The sequence below is a fragment of the Methanobacterium sp. CWC-01 genome (genome assembly GCF_030323845.1).
GTDB lineage: Archaea > Methanobacteriota > Methanobacteria > Methanobacteriales > Methanobacteriaceae > Methanobacterium > Methanobacterium aridiramus.
Genome location: NZ_CP040735.1, coordinates 1,232,305 through 1,250,133, shown reverse-complemented (window position 1 = coordinate 1,250,133; position 17,829 = coordinate 1,232,305). Strand labels below are relative to the sequence as shown.

21 protein-coding genes are annotated in these 17,829 nt (G+C 44.4%); 5 read left to right on the top strand and 16 right to left on the bottom strand.

The genetic code is table 11. The features are described from left to right. Window positions 1-46 precede the first annotated feature (46 nt). Both FGU46_RS06740 and FGU46_RS06735 read right to left on the bottom strand, forming a co-directional pair. On the bottom strand, window positions 47-856 hold the full coding sequence (locus FGU46_RS06740) for a peptidylprolyl isomerase (RefSeq protein WP_286473111.1): 810 nt from the start codon (window positions 854-856) through the stop codon (window positions 47-49). Continuing rightward, a complete protein-coding gene (locus tag FGU46_RS06735; protein ID WP_286473106.1) occupies window positions 847-1,947 on the bottom strand; it encodes a nucleotidyltransferase family protein in 1,101 nt (366 codons plus the stop codon). The genes FGU46_RS06740 and FGU46_RS06735 overlap by 10 nt, the downstream gene beginning before the upstream one ends. Window positions 1,948-2,081: 134 nt before the next feature. Between FGU46_RS06735 and FGU46_RS06730 the strand changes: the two genes are divergently transcribed. From FGU46_RS06730 to FGU46_RS06720, 3 genes are read left to right on the top strand one after another with little or no spacing between them, the layout of a single operon-like run. Further along, complete coding sequence (locus FGU46_RS06730; protein WP_286473105.1) at window positions 2,082-3,365, top strand: dihydroorotase; 1,284 nt, start codon at window positions 2,082-2,084, stop codon at window positions 3,363-3,365. Between the two features lie 20 nt (window positions 3,366-3,385). Continuing rightward, complete coding sequence (locus tag FGU46_RS06725; RefSeq protein WP_286473103.1) at window positions 3,386-3,568, top strand: CooT family nickel-binding protein; 183 nt, start codon at window positions 3,386-3,388, stop codon at window positions 3,566-3,568. A 46-nt stretch (window positions 3,569-3,614) separates the two neighbouring features. After that, complete coding sequence (locus FGU46_RS06720) at window positions 3,615-4,259, top strand: DedA family protein (RefSeq protein WP_286473097.1); 645 nt, start codon at window positions 3,615-3,617, stop codon at window positions 4,257-4,259. Window positions 4,260-4,383: 124 nt separating this feature from the next. Here the strand turns inward: FGU46_RS06720 and FGU46_RS06715 are convergent, their stop codons facing one another. The 4 genes from FGU46_RS06715 to FGU46_RS06700 are packed head-to-tail and all read right to left on the bottom strand — an operon-like array spanning window position 4,384 to window position 8,435. Further along, window positions 4,384-5,622 carry a 4Fe-4S binding protein gene (locus FGU46_RS06715; RefSeq protein WP_286473095.1) on the bottom strand — a complete coding sequence of 413 codons (1,239 nt, stop codon included), beginning with the start codon at window positions 5,620-5,622 and terminating at the stop codon, window positions 4,384-4,386. A 17-nt stretch (window positions 5,623-5,639) separates the two neighbouring features. Next, entirely contained in the window at window positions 5,640-7,058 is a 1,419-nt protein-coding gene (gene mvhA / locus FGU46_RS06710) for a F420-non-reducing hydrogenase subunit MvhA (RefSeq protein WP_286473093.1), read from the bottom strand. Then, window positions 7,058-7,987: an NADH-quinone oxidoreductase subunit B family protein gene (locus FGU46_RS06705; protein ID WP_286473087.1), complete on the bottom strand. Its 930-nt coding sequence runs from the start codon at window positions 7,985-7,987 to the stop codon at window positions 7,058-7,060. Before FGU46_RS06705 ends, mvhA begins: the two co-directional genes overlap by 1 nt. 1 nt (window position 7,988) lies before the next feature. Then, the gene (locus tag FGU46_RS06700) at window positions 7,989-8,435 is read right to left on the bottom strand and encodes a hydrogenase iron-sulfur subunit (protein WP_286473086.1); all 447 of its coding nucleotides are present in this window, start codon (window positions 8,433-8,435) and stop codon (window positions 7,989-7,991) included. Window positions 8,436-8,975: 540 nt separating this feature from the next. Here FGU46_RS06700 and FGU46_RS06695 point away from each other — a divergent pair. Both FGU46_RS06695 and FGU46_RS06690 read left to right on the top strand, forming a co-directional pair. Further along, on the top strand, window positions 8,976-9,728 hold the full coding sequence (locus FGU46_RS06695) for an ABC transporter ATP-binding protein (RefSeq protein ID WP_286478317.1): 753 nt from the start codon (window positions 8,976-8,978) through the stop codon (window positions 9,726-9,728). Then, window positions 9,710-10,930: a SufB/SufD family protein gene (locus tag FGU46_RS06690; protein WP_286473084.1), complete on the top strand. Its 1,221-nt coding sequence runs from the start codon at window positions 9,710-9,712 to the stop codon at window positions 10,928-10,930. The genes FGU46_RS06695 and FGU46_RS06690 overlap by 19 nt, the downstream gene beginning before the upstream one ends. 229 nt (window positions 10,931-11,159) lie before the next feature. Here FGU46_RS06690 and FGU46_RS06685 read toward each other — a convergent pair whose 3' ends face one another. The 10 genes from FGU46_RS06685 to mtrB all read right to left on the bottom strand — a co-directional run bounded on the left by FGU46_RS06685 (window position 11,160) and on the right by mtrB (window position 17,826). Further along, on the bottom strand, window positions 11,160-11,432 hold the full coding sequence (locus FGU46_RS06685) for a PRC-barrel domain-containing protein (RefSeq protein ID WP_286473081.1): 273 nt from the start codon (window positions 11,430-11,432) through the stop codon (window positions 11,160-11,162). 5 nt (window positions 11,433-11,437) lie between these two features. Then, a complete protein-coding gene (locus FGU46_RS06680) occupies window positions 11,438-12,034 on the bottom strand; it encodes an NTP transferase domain-containing protein (protein WP_286473076.1) in 597 nt (198 codons plus the stop codon). An 82-nt stretch (window positions 12,035-12,116) separates the two neighbouring features. Then, window positions 12,117-13,595 carry a methanogenesis marker 14 protein gene (locus FGU46_RS06675; RefSeq protein WP_415926585.1) on the bottom strand — a complete coding sequence of 493 codons (1,479 nt, stop codon included), beginning with the start codon at window positions 13,593-13,595 and terminating at the stop codon, window positions 12,117-12,119. A gap of 124 nt (window positions 13,596-13,719) precedes the next feature. Next, on the bottom strand, window positions 13,720-14,151 hold the full coding sequence (locus FGU46_RS06670; RefSeq protein ID WP_286473073.1) for a universal stress protein: 432 nt from the start codon (window positions 14,149-14,151) through the stop codon (window positions 13,720-13,722). Window positions 14,152-14,165: 14 nt separating this feature from the next. Further along, the gene (locus FGU46_RS06665) at window positions 14,166-15,140 is read right to left on the bottom strand and encodes a calcium/sodium antiporter (protein WP_286473069.1); all 975 of its coding nucleotides are present in this window, start codon (window positions 15,138-15,140) and stop codon (window positions 14,166-14,168) included. 191 nt (window positions 15,141-15,331) lie between these two features. Continuing rightward, window positions 15,332-16,285 (bottom strand): tetrahydromethanopterin S-methyltransferase subunit H, encoded by a 954-nt coding sequence (gene mtrH / locus FGU46_RS06660; protein WP_286473066.1) that lies wholly within the window; start codon window positions 16,283-16,285, stop codon window positions 15,332-15,334. 19 nt (window positions 16,286-16,304) lie between these two features. Then, window positions 16,305-16,559 (bottom strand): tetrahydromethanopterin S-methyltransferase subunit MtrG, encoded by a 255-nt coding sequence (mtrG, locus tag FGU46_RS06655; RefSeq protein WP_286473064.1) that lies wholly within the window; start codon window positions 16,557-16,559, stop codon window positions 16,305-16,307. Window positions 16,560-16,563: 4 nt separating this feature from the next. Further along, on the bottom strand, window positions 16,564-16,773 hold the full coding sequence (mtrF, locus tag FGU46_RS06650; protein WP_286473062.1) for a tetrahydromethanopterin S-methyltransferase subunit F: 210 nt from the start codon (window positions 16,771-16,773) through the stop codon (window positions 16,564-16,566). 12 nt (window positions 16,774-16,785) lie between these two features. Further along, the gene (gene mtrA / locus FGU46_RS06645) at window positions 16,786-17,508 is read right to left on the bottom strand and encodes a tetrahydromethanopterin S-methyltransferase subunit A (protein ID WP_286473060.1); all 723 of its coding nucleotides are present in this window, start codon (window positions 17,506-17,508) and stop codon (window positions 16,786-16,788) included. 12 nt (window positions 17,509-17,520) lie between these two features. Then, window positions 17,521-17,826 (bottom strand): tetrahydromethanopterin S-methyltransferase subunit MtrB, encoded by a 306-nt coding sequence (mtrB, locus tag FGU46_RS06640; protein WP_286473058.1) that lies wholly within the window; start codon window positions 17,824-17,826, stop codon window positions 17,521-17,523. Window positions 17,827-17,829 lie beyond the last annotated feature (3 nt).

Below are 17,829 nucleotides of genomic sequence, written 5' to 3'. Positions count from 1 at the left end.
AGTTAGTAGGAGTAGAAACCAGGTTTCTACAACCTATTTATTTTTATTATTCTTCGGCTTCCTCAGGAAGCGTTTCTTCAGGAAGTTTTTCCTCAACCACTTCTTCTTCAGGAAGTTTCTCTGGAACTTCCTCTTCTTCTTCGACCTCTTCCTTCTTCTCGAAAACATCCACAAATTCTACCTTGGAAACATTGTCCATGTTCTCGTGGATATCCCGAGCAATACGGAATCTAGCAAGAGTTATGTCCATGTAGGATCTTTGCTGGTCGAATTTAGCCATTTCATCCATGTAAATGACTACCTTACCATCTTCCACCAGGACCGTGTGTTTTTCAGGGTCCAGATTCGGGTTGGGGTAGTGTAACTGGATCATGGCTTTGACCTTTTCGGTGTCATCTTCGATTATCTCTTCCACCTTAACCTGATACTCCAGGTTTTTACCGGCCAGTTCGTGGTTGAAGTCCACCGTGACCCGACCGCCACTGACGGTTCGGATAATGCCAGTGTGGCCCTCGGAAGTGATGGCCATTCCCACTTGGGGCTTAATCCCCTGCTTTTTAAACTCACGCATGGGGACCATCTGCAGAAGGTTGGAGTCACGCTTGCCGAAACCATCTTCCGGACTAACATCGACATTTTTTTCTTCTCCTGCTTCCATACCTTCAACAGCATCATCTAAAGCTGGTAATATGTGTCCGCCGCCCACGACTATGGGGATGGCTCCATAAGCTTTACCTTCAGTAATAATTTCTTCTTTTTCGGCTACTTCTTGGTTGGTGGTGTCAAAGACCTCGTTAGTTTCCTGGATTCTTCCAGTGTAGTCCAGTCTTATAAAATCTCCTTTTTTCACTGGCATATCTCTAGCCTCCTTTGTGATATTCTCATTTTAAATTCTCTTAGGACTTCTTTATTTTTATAGTTTAATATACGTATGACAGCAGGATAATGATCAATGTATCGGCTAATGGTGTCACCATCGATTCTGGCTTCCAAGGAGGATAGAACTCTTTCTGGATGGTGGCGGCTGAAACCACGAGCAATACATGATCTTAACTCGTCAATAGAATTAAAAGGACGTTTTTCCAGGATAGCCTCCCGGGTGCGGTGATCAATCAGGGCCAGGGCCTTCAAATCATGAGGATTGGCCTGGTTGGCCGTGTATAAAATGCCCTCCACGTCCCTGGTTCCATGGAGAGGTGCTCTTTTCTGGTTCATCTCTTCTTCTAGGACTTCTATAGTTTGGGGCGGTAACATTTGCTGTGCAGATTCCAGGTTCCCGGAGACAACTGCTTCCCTTATAATAGTTCCACTAACGCCCTCTATACGGGGTATGAAAATAAATTTATCCTTGAAGTCGAAACCAATCCGGGTTAAAGATTTGGAGAGGGATATGATAACATAATTATCCTCATTAAGCCTTCCCTGAAGCAGAACCTCCCCACTTTCCATGTCCACCATACGATAAGGTTTAGGAGCCACTCCCCTGCCTTTACTGATGGTTTCTAAGAGGGGTGTGAATTCCTGGCTGGGTTTGTAGCCACGGGGGATATAATCTGCGTCTAACGCCCGGAACATGCGCGCCAGGCATAGTGAATACTGTCCTGATCCCATTATACCCATCGGTGGGCCTTCCACCACCACATCTGCACCTACCGCCACTGCTGCCTTGGCCCTGGCCTGACGAGTTAGTATGTAGGGCAATCCCCGTCCGCTGCGTTCAAAAAGACCGGGAACTATTGCCACAAAGATTCCCTCTGGAATTGCTTTTTTAGCTTCCAGTAGACAGTGCAAATGGCCCTTGTGGAGCGGGTTGTACTCAGTAAAATCGGCCAGTAAGGGGATATCAGATTCAACATCTTTTGTTTCCGGTCGCTTAGCCACATCTTCCAGGAAGGTTTTCCGATCCCGGGCCAGAATTTCCTTTACCAAGTCCACTGTGTAGTCCATGCTTATCTATTTGACTTTCATCAAAGTTATATGATTATTTCAATAAAGAGTAGATGAAGTGAATACAAAACCCGGGAAAATTACTAAAAAATAACCATTCCTGTTCCTTCTTTCTTATAAGGAGAGTGTTTGTAATGCTGGATCTGTGTCTCACCAACTGCAAACTCGAACTAGACCACAGAAAGGTTTGTTTGGGAATAAAAAAGGGGAAGATATATTCCATTAAAAAGTTACCAACACCATCCCATGAAACCCTGGATCTGAGGGGTAAGTTAGTCCTTCCGGGTCTTATCGATTCCCATGTGCACTTTCGGGATCCGGGTATGACCCATAAGGAAGATTTTCGCAGTGGTTCAGCGGCAGCAGCTGCTGGTGGCTTCACCACCGTACTGGACATGCCCAACAACATACCTCCCACCAGCACCCCCCAAGCTTTTTTGAAAAAACTCAAGATTGCTGAAAAGAAGAGTCTGGTTGACTTTGGACTACATGCTGGGGTTAAGGACCCCCACGATATGGGATCACTTGCAGAATTACGACCAGCGTCCTTCAAAATATTCATGGATCTGGTGGATGACATCTTTTTACAGGAAGCTTCTGTGAACCTAAAGGGGTGTGATCCGGAACTGCCCCTGTCCCTACATCCCGAGGATTCCACTATCGTAAGCCAATTCACCTCGACCATGAAAAGGGAAGGGAATGAAACTATCCTGTACGCCCAAGCACGCCCCCCAATGGCAGAGGAGGTTGCCGTGGCTGAAGCAATAACTCTATGCCAGAAGATAAACCAGAAAATACATCTCTGCCACGTGAGTACCCAAAAATCCTTCCATATGGCGAAATATGCCCAGAAGGGGGGATTGCCGTTGAGTTTCGAGGTAACTCCCCACCACCTGTTCCTGGATGCTTCTTATCTGGAGCGCTGGGGAAACCTGGCCAAGACCAACCCCCCCCTGAGGGATGATGAACATAGACTGGGAATCGCCGAACTGGCTGGAATAGATATCATCGCCTCGGACCACGCCCCCCACACCCTGGAGGAAAAGAGTCAGGATGTGTGGAATGCCCCACCCGGTGTTCCTGGCCTGGAAACTGCACTTCCACTGCTTCTAACCCTTGTGAATCGGGGAAAACTTACTTTATATGATTTAAAAAGGCTTTTATGTGAAAATCCTGCCAGAATATTTAATATTCCTAACAAAGGCTTTATTAAAGAGGGCATGGACGCCGATCTGGTAGTGGTAGACCTTGATAGGGAAGAGATGATAGACCCTGGGAAATTCCAATCAAAAGCCAAATATTCTCCCTTCAAAGGTTTTAAAGTTAAAGGGATGCCAGTGATGACCATGGTTAGGGGTAATTTGGTAATGAATGAAGGAGAAGTTTTAGACAACCAAGGAAAATGTGTTTATTCTTAAAAAAAATGAGGTGCGAAAAAATGTGTGAATCAAGCGTCTACAGTACCAATGGAGAAAAGATAATGGAAGATGTCATATCCATTAAAATTGATGGCGAAAATATTAACTTACTTGATATACTGAATCAGCCCCTCTCCATTACAGGAAAAATAGTGGAGATAGACTTGGATAAGCATGGAATTTATGTGGAAGTCCAGGATTAAATCAACAAATGTGAACAAGTTGACCCATTAAAATTCCAGTGATACCGTGTTAGAAGAAATAATACTGGGCATCGAAACTTTCTTTTTAAATTATGGTACCCTGGGAGTCTTCCTGGCCAGTATTATCGAGGAGATAATTGCACCCATACCTTCCACCCTGGTTATAATGGGAAGCAGCTTCCTAATACTGAAAGGTTATCCGCTGGCTTTGGAAAACATTTTAACACTCTTAACGTATGTGGTTCTGCCTGCATCAGCGGGTGTGACCCTGGGTTCCCTCTTTGTGTATGCCATTGGTTACTTATTGGGCTGCCCCTTCATTAGACGGTGGGGAAAATATTTGGGGGTATCTTGGGGAGACATCGCGAAGGCAAAAGGCCAGTTCTCTTCCAAAAAAAACGATAACCTGATATTATTCATTCTTCGGGCTATTCCAGTAGTTCCTAGTGTGGCCATAAGTATATTCTGTGGTGTTATACGCTACCGTATCCGGGATTATCTAATTTTTACTCTTCTGGGTAGCCTGTTAAGGGGATTCATACTCGGCCTGCTGGGCTGGCAGTTCGGAATGCTATACCTCGAAATATCACAGCAAATATCCTTCCTGGAAGAATTAGTCCTGATATTGTTGGTTATGGCCCTGGCCATATATCTTTACCGGAGAAAACAAAAAGATCCTGAAAAAACCTAGAACTATATCTAGAACTATCAATTCACTTAAATTAGAATTGAAATCCAAATAAATTTTAATTCCTAAAAAAAGTCCTAAAAAAAAGTTATTTTAGGTGGGTTCGCACCACCTAAGATATTTTGTTTTACTTAAGAGAAAGGGCTTCGTGTGGACAGGCTGGTATGCACTGGTCGCAGAGTATACAGAATCCTTTGAGTGGGACTTTGTCGTCGGTAAGTTTCAGCATGTCGTAAGGACATACCTCCACACAGTCACCGCACTGGGTACACTTTTCAGGACTGTACTGGATCCGGTTTCTTTTAACGATTTGTCCGTCTACCACTTTATCCATTTCAACCAGCGTTAAAGCCTCGTTAGGACAGGCCATGGTACAGGCACCGCAACGGGTACACATCGCAAAGGCTGGCTCGCCACCAACTTCTTCATCTCCAGGCACCTGGAAACCAGTCTTGGTTACTACCCTCATGGCGTCATTAGGACATATGCGAGCACAAGCTCCGACATAATCACATTTGGATTCGTCCCAAACCAGGCCCTCTTCCGAGGCAGGTTTGGCTGGTCCCAATTCAACTTCCAGATCAATGGCTTCCACAGGACAGAGTCTTTCACAAAGTCCACAGGCTGTGCATATCTCTGGGAGGTCAACGGTGAGAGTTGCTGGTTTTGGCTTGATGAAGTCGCCAGGACAAGATTCTACACATAGATTACAGCCGATACAAGTTTCTTCGTCCAGTTCAAATTTGAGCATGTCCTTGGAACGTTTTTCGGGCTTTTTACCGGAGATAAATACCGCATTCCAGGGGCAGGTCTGGGAACAGACGCCACACTTGATACAGGTGTCTTCATCGATTTCAATTTTTCCACCGATTTCTGGAAGGGTGATGGCGTCCACAGGACATTCATCCACGCACATTCCACAACCCACGCAATCGGCGATGAATATAGGTCCAGTTATGACCAGATCGCTCTTTTTGGGTTCAATAACACCTTCCACGCCAATTACATCTACCGGGCACACGTCAACACATTGTTGGCACATGACACAGTATCCATGCAGGGGTATTTTCTGGACGGTGCCCTCATCCAATTTAAGAATGTTGGGAGGACACACCTCCACACAGTCCCCACACTCGTTGCACAAGTCGGGGTTGAATACGATACGAGTCTGGGTGGTGCCAGCATCATCTACTGCCAGTTCGTCAGTTTTAAGAGCGCCAGTGGGACATATGTCCACACATTTGGGCTCTCCTCCACAAACGTCACAGTAGATGACATCTGCAGGGGATACGGTTATGGCAGTAGTAGGACAAGCGCCTTCACAGGCTCCGCATCGAATACAGTCGTCCTTATTTACTACTATCATGGTTTTTCTCCATCAATTTAGATTCTCTTCACAAGGTGTCCCTCTGAGTCATAGACTTCAAGGGTAGCCAGTCTCATTTGACTGTCGATTTGGTGAGTTGCACAGGATAAACATGGATCGTAGGCTCTTATAACCATCTCCATTAGGTTAAATATCTTGTCGTCTACTTCAACACCTGGTTTTATATAATCTTTGGCTACCTTCTGGATACCCATTTCCATGGCAGGGTTGTTCTGGATGGTAGCTACTACAATGTTGGCTTTGGTGACCATTCCATTTTCGTCACAGGCGTAGTGGTGGGTTAGTGTCCCTCGGGAAGCCTCCACTATTCCTACACCTTCACCAGCAGTTCTTTCCAGAGGACCTGGGAACTTATCACCAGACAAATCTCCTTCTAAAGTATCAGCAGCACATTCGGCGGATGCCAGTAACTCAATGAGTCGAGCCCAGTGATATAGTAAAGGTTCGTGGGCGTAACCAAAGGTTTTTCTGAATTCTTCGAATTCTGCCTGGGCTAGAGGAGCTGCATCTGGCATTTTGTCGGCTACATTGAGCCGAGATAATGGGCAAACTCTGTAAACTCCGTCCGGATATCCTAAGTCTTTTATATAGGGGAATTTCAGCCAGGAGTAGGGTTTAACATGCTCGGCGATGTAGTCCAGATAATCTGATGGTTTAAATTCGGCATACATATTACCTTCTTTGTCTTTCATGCGGACGTTTCCGTCGTACATGTCCCATACACCGTTTTTAACCAGTCCACAGTGGTAACTTTCCATGTACCCTAATGTTTTGACCAGGTCAATATTTTCTTCAAATATTGGTTTGGCCAGTTCCAGAGTTGCTACAGACAATTCCACATTCCTCTTGGCCTTCTTTAGAAGGTCTTTCTGGGTTTCATCGTCCAGACTGGTGGAGATACCTCCCGGAGTAGATGATGTAGGGTGTATAGGTCGCCCCCCGGTGGCTTTCACAATATCTAAAGCGTTTTTTCGCAGTTCAATTGCCTGTAAAGCAGCTTCTGGAGCGTCTTTAACAATCTGGAATACGTTCCTGGTTTTCCTGTCTTTTCCGGCTAAGAAGTCTGGAGCCGCCAGGAAATAGAAGTGCAGGGCGTGGGAGTGCATGGTGGAACCCCAGTCCATGAGTTCCCGCATCTTGTAGGCATCGGGAAGAATTTCATCAGGTTCGAATCCAAAACATGCGTCCACAGCTTTGGCAGCGGCCAGGTGGTGCTGCACATCACAGATCCCGCATATTCTGGGCACTAATCTTGGTACTTCTTCAATATTTCTTCCCTGCAGGAATTTTTCAAATCCACGGAATTCCATAACGTGGAGTTTGGTGTCCTGAACGTTTCCTGCATCATCCAGGTCCACTGTGATCTTTGCGTGACCTTCAATCCTGGTCACAGGTTCCATTTTAATTGTAACCATTATTTACCCTCCTTTTTCACCTTAGCGGGCACAAGAGCCGCGGGGAGTGTGTAGGTATAGAAAGTTCCAACTATATCATCCAGTTCATTGGCTACTTCTTCGGGATCCACAGTTTTATCACGTTCCACACCGAAGTCAGAACCAATGGCACTGATCATTTTGGCGCCCTGGTCGACTACATTGAAGGTAGGTCCGTAGCATCCCTGGCACTTGATGCCTATAATGGGACATTCAGCACCACATATGGAAGTAGTGGCAGGCCCCATACATACTAATCCTTGAGGTACCAAGCACATTTCCGGGTCCGGTTCTCCAAGTTCGAACTGTCGGATAATTTTGTCCATAGCCATTCCTTCTGGTGGCTTTTCCCTTGGACAAACTTCACATAAGTTGGTTTGTGGTATTTCTGGTAGTTCTTCTCCTTTTAAGAGGGCCATTACAATCTGGGCTACCAGATCGGATCGGGGTGGGCAGCCAGGTAGGAGTAAATCAACATCAATAACATCAGTTAGCGGTCTTACCCTACTTTCCAGATGAGGTACTCCTTCACTGGGTATTATTCCTTCATCGTTGTAGGTGCTCTCTGAGTTGATGTAAGCCTCTTGAGTTAAATCATCAACGGTGTGGAGGTTTCCTAATCCAAAGACTCCCCCATAAGCTGCACAGGTACCGTATCCTATGACTACCTTTGCTTTTTCCCTTACTTTCAGTGCCAGTTCCCGGTTTTCATCGTTTCGAATACCTCCGGTTACAATGGCAACATCCACGTCACTCCATTCATCATATTTAACGTCCATTAGAACTGGCATAAATTCAAAATCGGCCAATCCCAGAACATCGACAATGGCTTCATGTATGTCCGCAATAGACAGTTCACATCCAGAACATACGCTGAGCCATACATTTCCTAGTTTAATTTTATCCGCCATATTAAGCCTCCATTTCCGATTCTTCTGGGGCTTCTAATTGTGCCTTTAGTGGGGATGGACCCAGACTTTGGATGCGATCCACCATCATTTTAACTGTCTCCGCGAACTTTTCACCTTCAGATGCGGAAATCCAGTCGTGGTGAATCCTTTCTCTTCCAATTCCAAGATCATCAGCCAATTTGTATATAATCCTCATTCTACGGTCGAGTTTGTAGTTTCCGGCGTCGTAGTGACAGTCACCATGGTGACAACCAGCAACGATTACACCATCGGCGCCTTCCCGGAACGCCTTCAGAATAAACTGGGGTTCAATCCTTCCAGAACACATTACCCGAATGACCCTTACATTTGGAGGATATTGCATCCTTGCGGTTCCAGCGGTGTCAGCTCCACCGTAGGAGCACCAGTTACAACAAAACATTACAATTTTCACATCATCCTCAGCCATATGGCTTCCTCCTTGACTTCATGGTGTACCTATAATGTACGTATATGAGTTAAAGTATAGTTATTATAAAGCTTACTTACCGGACTAATTCGAAAAATTTATATGTAAGAATAACATCGGAGAATTTTTTAATATCACCCGTTCGGTTCTTTTATGAACTCTTTAGGTTATAGGCTGGCTAATTATTTTATTATTGAATTATTAGCTATTTAAACTATTTATCATCTCACCGCCCCCTGGTATTATTAAGTAGGAGTATACAAACAGCCCGAAACAAATTATTAACCAAGTTTAACGGTGATTGGGAATTATTAACAGAATTTATCCACTTTAATATTCTATAATGTTATTTTTTGGAATAATATCATTAGATAAGGATTCTATATTGAAAAAATGAGTTATTATTTTGATAAATGTCAATAATTTTGATTTCCACGTTTTTAGTTATTTATTTATGACAATACATCAATAAACCTTAACACTGATTGGACTAATTTTCACCATATCAGTTCTCAAAAAACGACCATAGAGGTGGTTAAACTGCTACTGGAGATAACCGATTTAGCGGTTGAGGTTAATGGGAAAGAAATTTTAAGCGACATAGACCTCTACATAGACAAGGGAGAAACTCATGTGCTCCTAGGGCCTAATGGATCAGGCAAAAGCACTTTGTTCATGACTTTGTTAGGATTTCCGAAGTACAATGTAACCCGAGGGGAGATAATCTTTAAAGGGGAAGATATAACTGATTACTCAACCACGGCCCGGGTGAAGATGGGTGTGGGTGTGAGTTTCCAGAATCCACCTGCAATTAGAGGGGTCAAGTTACAGGATCTCTTAAAAATTGAACATCACGAAACTGGAGAAGAACTAAGCCCGGAAATGATGGGCATGGTCAAGAAACTCAAATTTGATGAACATTTCCTGGAGAGAGATGTCAATCTGGGTTTTTCCGGGGGAGAAGTGAAGAGATCAGAAATTTTACAGCTACTTGCCCAAGAACCAGACTTCATCATGTTCGACGAACCAGACTCAGGGGTAGATATTGAGAATGTGGAGCTCTTAGCCGAAGAAATCAATATTCTTTTGGATAAAGATAAAAAACCAGCATTAAGAGAGAAATCAGGACTACTTATCACTCATTTGGGTTACATCCTTAACTTCGTCACCGCAAATACTGCCCACGTTTTAATGGATGGAAAAATAGCTTGTTCAGGAATTCCTGATGAAATACTTGAGCATGTGAGAAAAGAAGGTTTTAAGGGGTGCGTAGAATGCTGCGGGATACACTAAAAAAGGCAGAGAAGGCCAAAAAGAAGAAAGCCACCCTGGGAGAAGACATTAACCTGGAAGAATTTGAAAAAGAAGAAGCAGGGGAACATGAAGAGGTTGAGTCGCTGGATCAGCTTCCCAGCAGATATCAGGAAACCATGCTGAAAGTGGGTGTGGACCCTGGAGCGGATGAACGGGGAGGTTCATTTATGATGATGGACCAAAGCGGAATTTTGGCAGAATCCCGCTCTAAATCTATAGAACTTTTGAATATTAGGGATGCCCTGGAAAAGTATAATTGGCTATCGGACTATATGTGGAATGCCATTGATGTCGATACGGACAAATATACTGCAGAGACAGCTCTAGGCGAACCCGGAGGATTTTTCATCCGCGCCCTGCCTGGAGCCAAAACCGTGTTTCCCATCCAGGCCTGTATGTTCATTGGTGATAATCGACTAGCTCAAACAGCCCACAATATCGTAATCGCAGAAGAAGGCTCAGAAATTCACATGATCACCGGATGTGCCACCGGTGATGATATTTCATCCGCCCTACACATCGGTGTTTCTGAGTTCTACATCCAGAAAGATGCAAAAATCAGTTATACCATGGTCCACAACTGGGGGGAGCAGGTAGAAGTCAGACCCCGCACTGCCGTGGTCCTGGAGGACAATGCCACTTACATCAACAATTACATACTCACCAGTCCCGTAAAAACCATTCAGTCCTACCCTACTGCGTACTGTAAGGGTGAGAACTCTAAGGTTGTTTTTCAATCCATCCTAGGTGGTCAGAAGAAATCTATTCTGGACTTGGGCTCCCGGGTTATCCTGGAAGGTCGTGGTTCCAGTGCCGAAATGATATCCAGAGCAGTGTCCAAAGACCAGTCCCAGATATATTCCCGGGGACATCTGGCCGGTAAAGTGCGAGATTCAAAAGGACACTTGGAATGCCATGGATTGGTTTTATCAGATGATTCCCTGATTTACGCTGTTCCTGAGTTGGAAGGTAGTGCTGTTGATCTGGAACTATCCCACGAAGCCGCGGTAGGGAAGATAGCTGAAGAAGAAGTGCTGTATTTGACGTCCAGGGGTCTTACTGAGGAAGAAGCTGCTAGTATGATCGTCCGCGGATTCCTGAGCATGGACATAACTGGTCTGCCACCAGAACTGGCTACAGAGACCAAACGCATGCTGGATATGAGTCTGAAAGGAATGTAAAAATTATCTTTACTTCCTTTTTTCTTTCCTTTTTTTGTTAATTTTTCATATTTTATAAATAATATAAAATACGAAGCACATTGTTCAAAAAGAATTGATTACTTGCACTTATCTTAAGGGATGAATTTAAAAAGAACTATCTGGGACTCTAAAATATTGATTAAACCTGATTATTGATTAAATCTGAGATCCCGGTCATTAAATAAATTTAAATAAAATAGGAGTGGGTTTATTCGGAGATGATAATAAATTCTCCCACCTTTTCCACCTTGCCGAATGGAATCAGGAGATTGTCTCCCTTCTTTTTAGCACCCTTAACCTGTACATTTCGACCTTTATCAACTTTGATTACCACATCGGTTATTTTACCAGTACGATCGTTTACTATGAGCTCTTCCAGCTCCCCCAAGATACGGGCGTTACTAGTGGCCACTTGATAACCCTTAATCTCGCTCCATACCTTTTCTTCCCCTTTTATAAGTTTCCTCTCTGGTTCCACCATAAACATCACCTGCAGGAGTTCATCCCAAGTTTTTTTAGGGATATTATGTCCTCGGGGCTATTAATATTTAAGGCTACTTCTAATTTGCCGAGGACAAGAAGCTCCTCATCTTGTTCTGTGTCTTTGCCCCTTAATATATTTAATCCAGATGGTACCAGATTTTCCCAGACCATACTGGGCTGAAGACAGTGTTTATAGAAAATTTCCACCGGCACCATCACCGACAGGGCAGGTTTTTGACACTGAAGGTAGTATTGGATTACCTCATCAACCACCTCCCCGGTGAGTAGGGGTAGATCAGCAGTGACGGTGAGGATAATTTTATCATGAAGATCTGGCCGGGAAAGTATATATGCCATATCCTCCACGTAGCCCCGGCCTGGAGTATCTATACTGGCCAATCCCTTGTTTTTAACCCACCTGGCGGTCTGTGGAGTGTGAATACTGGTGGCCACCATGACCGTTTCCACATATTCCGAAGAAAAAATCGCATCCACTACGTTCTGAATCAGAGGCTGGCCCAGTACTTCCAGAAGAGGTTTCTCCTGGTTTGATCGCATTCTGGTACCCTTACCACCAGCCATGATCACTGCAATTACCATGAAATCCCTCAGAATCTAGATTCCGTAATTTTTAGTTCGAATAGCGTGGAATATATTTTTGGGAAAGATGAGGATGGTTGCTTCATTTTCCCTTCTGCTGTAGTTTTCTGCGCTGACCGAGGATACAAGGTCCACCCTGTCTACCGCCCAGGGGTATTTTGGTAGTTCCCATGGAATTCATGCAACGAGCCATTACCGCCGCCCCCAGAGCAAGAGCATCAGAAACAAACAAAACGTCTTTAAAATAGGGTTTAGCATATTCCATGATGAATTCGGGTTTTCTACCGGTGATACCCGCACGTCCGGTAACTCCCAATGCCGAACCCTCCTCGATGACCTTTTCCTCTACGGCCTCATCAATTAACCTTTTAACCACAAGGGCACTTACGTGGTCCAGGGTGGCAAAGATAGTGTGGATTCCAGCTTCCTCGTATATTTTATGGCCAATTTTGGTCAGTTCCGGCAACTTATCACCATTGACACCCACATCACAGCCTATGAGGGTAGTTCCTGCACTGTTGGCAGCATCGGGATCTACAGGTACGGTTCCAAACCGATCCCGGTTTTCAGGCACCTTTCTAATATCCACGTGTTCATGCACCTGTTTTGCGTATTCCAGGGCCGCCTTCCAGTCTGCTTTTTTAAGGATGTCCCGCGAGTACAGATCAAGGGCTGCTCCTCCCCTTTGATCAACTTTCTCTGTTCCACGGATAACCGCATCGGAAATGGCTCCTGCCAGTCCGCAGAAGTTACCGATGGTTCGAGCGTAGGGTTGATCATTATTAACTATACGTCCTGCTAATGTAGTTCCAAAGTCCATAGAGACACAGGGGTTTCTGAAATCAATTTCAGTCCACTTTGCACCTGCTTTTATACCGGCAGTTACCAGCTCACCCTCCATTTCGTTGGCCACAACCGATCGGCCGGTGGGCGGTACTACGCTTACTACCGCACCATCAAACATTACCTTATCCAGCAGGGTGAATTCCTGTAGCCTTTTGGGCAGGGCCTCTTTGGATATGGCCGGAGACATCTTGCGGGGAGGTATACCCGCATCCAGACAGCCATCAGCCAGGGCGATGATCAACTCTCCCACTTCTTCCGGGGATGCGAAACCAGCAGTGACCCCGGTGGATCTTACTACGAAATCTAAATCCTTTTCTAGATCAATTTTAGAACGTTTGATGGACTCCAAGATCGTGTCTCGGACCATCTCGGATACCGATTCTTTAGTTAGCTCTACATGCCAGACTGTCTCTCCGAATACTCTTTCACCCTTCCTAGGAGGTCTGATATCCCTGGTCATCTTTACCGTTTTGTCCAGAAGGTAGGTGCGACTGGTATTAAGGTTGGTAGCAGTTAAGATACACTTGGTGGTGGTATTTCCCAGTTCCACCGAGGCGACAATATAGTACACATCCGGCCGCAGGGAGGTTCCATACCCCTGACCCACTGCCTTCTTGGTAAAGGTGGCCATCTTAGCATCTTCAATGGTGATGAACTTACTCTTTGCCATAACTGGTTTTGGACCGATACCTAGAATTTTCTTAAAAAGTGACAGAATAATCCCCTCCTAATTTAAAATCTCCAGATTAGGATTTATTTAAAATAGTTATAAATCTTATGAAAATAATTGAACCACCAAAGAATGGATAAAAAAATTAAAAAAAAGTCTTAGAATCCACTCAAGTAGTTCTTACCAGAAGAATGGTGCAAGGAGCCGAGTGAACAACCTTCTCAGAAACACTGCCCAAAAGACGCTTGTCTACAATGTTCTTTCCGGTTCCCAGTATTATAAGATCCACACCCTCTTTTTCTGCTGTTTTAACTATTTCTTCGGCGGGATCACCCTCCAACAGGATTTTTCTAAATTTTATGGCATCGCAGCCAGGAGCCTCGAAGACTCTTTCCATCTGGTCCAGTATTTCCTTGCCCTTAGTCCTTAATTCAGTGATCATCATTTCTTTCACCTTTTTAGGTGTTAAAAATGGGACCGAAGTCTCTACTACATATATGCCCATTATTTCGGTTTTCCGATCCTTTAGAAGGTTTAAGGTATGTTCCATAATCTGATCCATATATTGGCCCATACTGGCGACCATAATTTTTTCATACATTCCTGATCATCCCCCTAAGATAGTATAAATATCCTGATTATGGCATAGGAAAGGTAGGTTCCAATTAATATTATTCCCCCTGATCTATTTAATTTCATCTTTCCAGTTCTAATCAGCACCATTAACAGCACCGTGACCAGAATCATTACCGGTGCATCAAAGACTATAGAAAGTCTTTCCACCGGCACTCCCAGGATTAGTGCAGGTATTCCAATTCCTATAAGTATGTTGAAGGTGTTACTGCCCAGTACCGTCCCAATAGAAAGATCGTGAAGACCTTTCATAGCCGACGACAGAGTTACCACCAGTTCTGGGATGCTGGTGCCTATGGCCAGGGTGAAAAGTCCCATGATCATCTCGGGTATGCCGGCGATACGGGCTAGTTCCACCCCACTGTAGACCAGTATTCGACAACCCACAATTAGGCCCAGGAGTCCCAGCAATGCAAATCCTAATTTTTTCTTGTCCAACACCTTTTTCTCGGGTTTATGATTATTTTGGTAATATTTTTGTTCTCTCAGGATGCTTTTACTCCTTTGGGATTTTATTAAAAGCCACAAATAGACCCCATAAAGTGATACCATTACCAGAGCAGCTACCCAATTAATATCTCCAAAAAACATGAAAAATAGGAGAATTAAGCCGGTGGCAAGAGTCATCAACCAATCTCGATTCAATCCTTCCTTACTGGCCCCAATCCCCCCTGCAACCGTGGCCGAAATACCGAGGATGCCCGCGATATTCCAGATATTAGAACCAATAACCGTGCCTACTCCAATATCCACACTACCAGATAAGGAAGCTATCAGAGCTGAACCGAACTCAGGAAGGGAAGTCCCCATAGCTGAGGCTGTTACTCCCAGGATTATCTGGGATATACCCAGGGCACTCCCAATTTCTATTAAATTATCAACAAAAACATCAGCAGATTTGATAACCAAGATCAAAGAAACTGCTAAGGCTCCTACTAGCAGGAAGATTTGAATCAAATTATCACCGGAAGTATGTTTCCCGTCTCCTCCATATATACTTTCTCTCCTATAATTAATTAATCTTTATTTAAAAACGTTTCCACCTATTTTTTTTTAAATAGAGGATTATTATTAGAGAATTATGAAAAATTGAGTTTTATCTAAACTAATTACAAAAAAAGAAAAATATATCTAAGGCGAAAATCGCCTTAGAGTAGTTTGAAGAGTGGGTGCTCTTCGATGGGCTCGGTTCCAATATCCTTAGCAGCTTCAGCTAAGAAGATGTCACACATAGCACATGCAGGGAATGCCATTTCACAGTTTTCAATAGGACCTATGAGCACGAAGTCTCCTCCAGCCATCTGCATGATGAGGTTGGATCCTACGTCGGCTACTGGCCAGGCTTCTGGGTGTCCCATTCCACCTTTATCTACAGGTTTTTTGTAGGTTCTCATCCAGTCCCAAGCAGATGGTACGTTGTGTATACCTGCTCCGGATGGGTATCCCCATTTGCTTTTCTGCATGAAGGAAGTTCGAACTGCAGGACCTGCTCCTTGACCCAGAGGGGTCACAGCTACGTCCATCAGTGGTTTGTCGATACCGGATTCAGCAGCCATTTCCAGGAGCCCTTTATCCAGTACACTTCCACCATTTTCCCAGATGTCTATTTTACCCTGGGCAGTCATGTCCATGGCGTTGAAACCCAGGACAATTGATGCGGTCAGGTCTGTTTCTCCCACAGCCACAATTTCGGATGGATCGGCAGCCATGTTGATGGAGTTGTAGATTGCTCTATCTGCCAGTCCTACTTCGGTTGCATAGTTTGCACCGGCGATCCTTGCTTCTGCTGAGGTTGAGTCAATCAGGAAGGGGTAGTCCGAATGTTCTCCCACAAACTCCAGGTATTTAACGATTGCTTCTGGAGTTTGTCCGAAGGTGTGAACCCAGTGTGGGTTTCCTGTTGTATCAGACATTTCTTCCTGTATTTTCATTAGGCTCTGTGCTGCTTCTGCGTCGAATATACCGGCCTTCTCATCTTCAATAATTTTGTGTCCACCATAAAATATGGTACCTGCTAAAACAGTTGGATATTCACCTGGCTGTCCTCCACATTTGACGCCAGCAATATCTAACACAACTTGTTCTTTGTCAAATCTAAACATAAATTGACCTCCTTAATATTTAGACTCCACCAAAGGCGGATAAGATTGCTCCTACCTTCACCACGTTGAAAGCCACAAACAGGATTATTAGTCCTATTACGATTCCGTATAGAATACCAATATCCCTGCCTATTTGCTGGCCCATTCTCTGAGATATTTCACCCCAGGTGAACTCAACTTTTTCGTCCATGTCGTCTAATCGTTCATTAGCCTTGTTAAACTCATCGGCAGGAACTATGGGACGTGGTATTACATTTTTTTCTTCTTCAGCCATTTTATCAAGCCCCACTGCTGGTCATTAAAGCCCATAGGACTGGAATACCTACCAAGAGAAGTGCTAGGATGAATCCCAGAGCCATACCGTAAATTCTGGTGGCAATGAGTCCAGAAAACAGTCTCTGATCTCTACCAATCAGTTGGGCTCGGTATTTTACATCTGCTGCTACTTTACGTATGCCTCGAATATTAGGTTTATTTGATATTAACATCTAAAAACCCCCTTATTGTAAGAGCAGTATGGTTCCAAGAGTCAGGATGAAGATCAACCCGATCATGATTCCCTGAACTTTACCGGCATACATACCTGCGGATATCCTCTGTAAACTACCAACTGATTTAACTTGGGTTTGGATACTGCGCATTCTTGCATCGATTAAAGCAGTTTCAGGAGTAACTGGCGGTATTTCTTCACCTTCTTCCTCTTCTTCGCCACCCTCTTTTACTTCGATGACCATTGCTTCTTCTTCGAATGCACCTGGGTCTTTTTCGATGCATTCCTTGATCTTAGATTGTATAGCCGCGGCATCTTCCACATCGATGATGCTGACAATTTCCATTTGCTGCTGGAACCTCTCGATTCCCTCATCAGGAATGTTCTCGATGAAAGGAATAGCTCCAGTAGCATCGATAATTTTCCTTTTTTCGGGGTCAACACCGTTGGCGTGGAGTGCTTCTATACTTTGACCAGTAATGTGTCCCTGCACTTCAGATCCACACAGAACCAGAAACCTAATGTTAGGGTTTGAGATGAGATTAGCGAGCATCTTCTCAATACCCAGGTTCTCAGTCTTGCAAGGCCCGGCAATAGCCGCCCCCGCATCAACTGGAATTTGTTCTATGTGAGAAGCCAGTGTAGCAGCTGCAACAGGACTTTCAGGGTCACCTACTACGTAATCCCCGTTTATCACAGGCCAGCCCTCTGCTGGTGATTTCTTTTCAGCCAACTTTAACACCTCCTATAACAATAGGGCCAGCAGTAGTACTAACCCTAAGACGAATCCATAAACCATGTTGGTTAATTTACCAGCGGTAAGGTACACTCCTTCCCTTCCAGGATAGGAACCTTCAGATACGGTTGTTGGATCAAGGGCTGTGTATAAATCTTCTACTGCAACCTCTAACACACCTAATTGTTCGTTTACACCGTCCATGGAGACGATTACGACATCTCTGCCTAAAGCCGCTCCTATGATACCAGTGGATGGATCGTGGGTTAAATTGGATTCAGGAGCAATTTGTATTAACGGTAACATTTCTGCCATTTT

Excerpts from the sequence above, each read along its gene's own strand:
- FGU46_RS06715 (WP_286473095.1), bottom strand. The coding sequence starts at position 5,622 with ATGATAGTAGTAAATAAGGACGACTGTATTCGATGCGGAGCCTGTGAA.
- mtrF (WP_286473062.1), bottom strand. The coding sequence starts at position 16,773 with ATGTTAATATCAAATAAACCTAATATTCGAGGCATACGTAAAGTAGCA.
- FGU46_RS06685 (WP_286473081.1), bottom strand. The coding sequence starts at position 11,432 with ATGGTGGAACCAGAGAGGAAACTTATAAAAGGGGAAGAAAAGGTATGG.
- mtrB (WP_286473058.1), bottom strand. The coding sequence starts at position 17,826 with ATGGCAGAAATGTTACCGTTAATACAAATTGCTCCTGAATCCAATTTA.
- FGU46_RS06705 (WP_286473087.1), bottom strand. The coding sequence starts at position 7,987 with ATGGCGGATAAAATTAAACTAGGAAATGTATGGCTCAGCGTATGTTCT.
- mvhA (WP_286473093.1), bottom strand. The coding sequence starts at position 7,058 with ATGGTTACAATTAAAATGGAACCTGTGACCAGGATTGAAGGTCACGCA.
- FGU46_RS06700 (WP_286473086.1), bottom strand. The coding sequence starts at position 8,435 with ATGGCTGAGGATGATGTGAAAATTGTAATGTTTTGTTGTAACTGGTGC.
- FGU46_RS06680 (WP_286473076.1), bottom strand. The coding sequence starts at position 12,034 with ATGGTAATTGCAGTGATCATGGCTGGTGGTAAGGGTACCAGAATGCGA.
- FGU46_RS06670 (WP_286473073.1), bottom strand. The coding sequence starts at position 14,151 with ATGTATGAAAAAATTATGGTCGCCAGTATGGGCCAATATATGGATCAG.
- FGU46_RS06690 (WP_286473084.1), top strand. The coding sequence starts at position 9,710 with ATGCTGCGGGATACACTAAAAAAGGCAGAGAAGGCCAAAAAGAAGAAA.
- mtrH (WP_286473066.1), bottom strand. The coding sequence starts at position 16,285 with ATGTTTAGATTTGACAAAGAACAAGTTGTGTTAGATATTGCTGGCGTC.
- FGU46_RS06735 (WP_286473106.1), bottom strand. The coding sequence starts at position 1,947 with ATGGACTACACAGTGGACTTGGTAAAGGAAATTCTGGCCCGGGATCGG.
- mtrG (WP_286473064.1), bottom strand. The coding sequence starts at position 16,559 with ATGGCTGAAGAAGAAAAAAATGTAATACCACGTCCCATAGTTCCTGCC.
- FGU46_RS06740 (WP_286473111.1), bottom strand. The coding sequence starts at position 856 with ATGCCAGTGAAAAAAGGAGATTTTATAAGACTGGACTACACTGGAAGA.
- FGU46_RS06725 (WP_286473103.1), top strand. The coding sequence starts at position 3,386 with ATGTGTGAATCAAGCGTCTACAGTACCAATGGAGAAAAGATAATGGAA.
- FGU46_RS06730 (WP_286473105.1), top strand. The coding sequence starts at position 2,082 with ATGCTGGATCTGTGTCTCACCAACTGCAAACTCGAACTAGACCACAGA.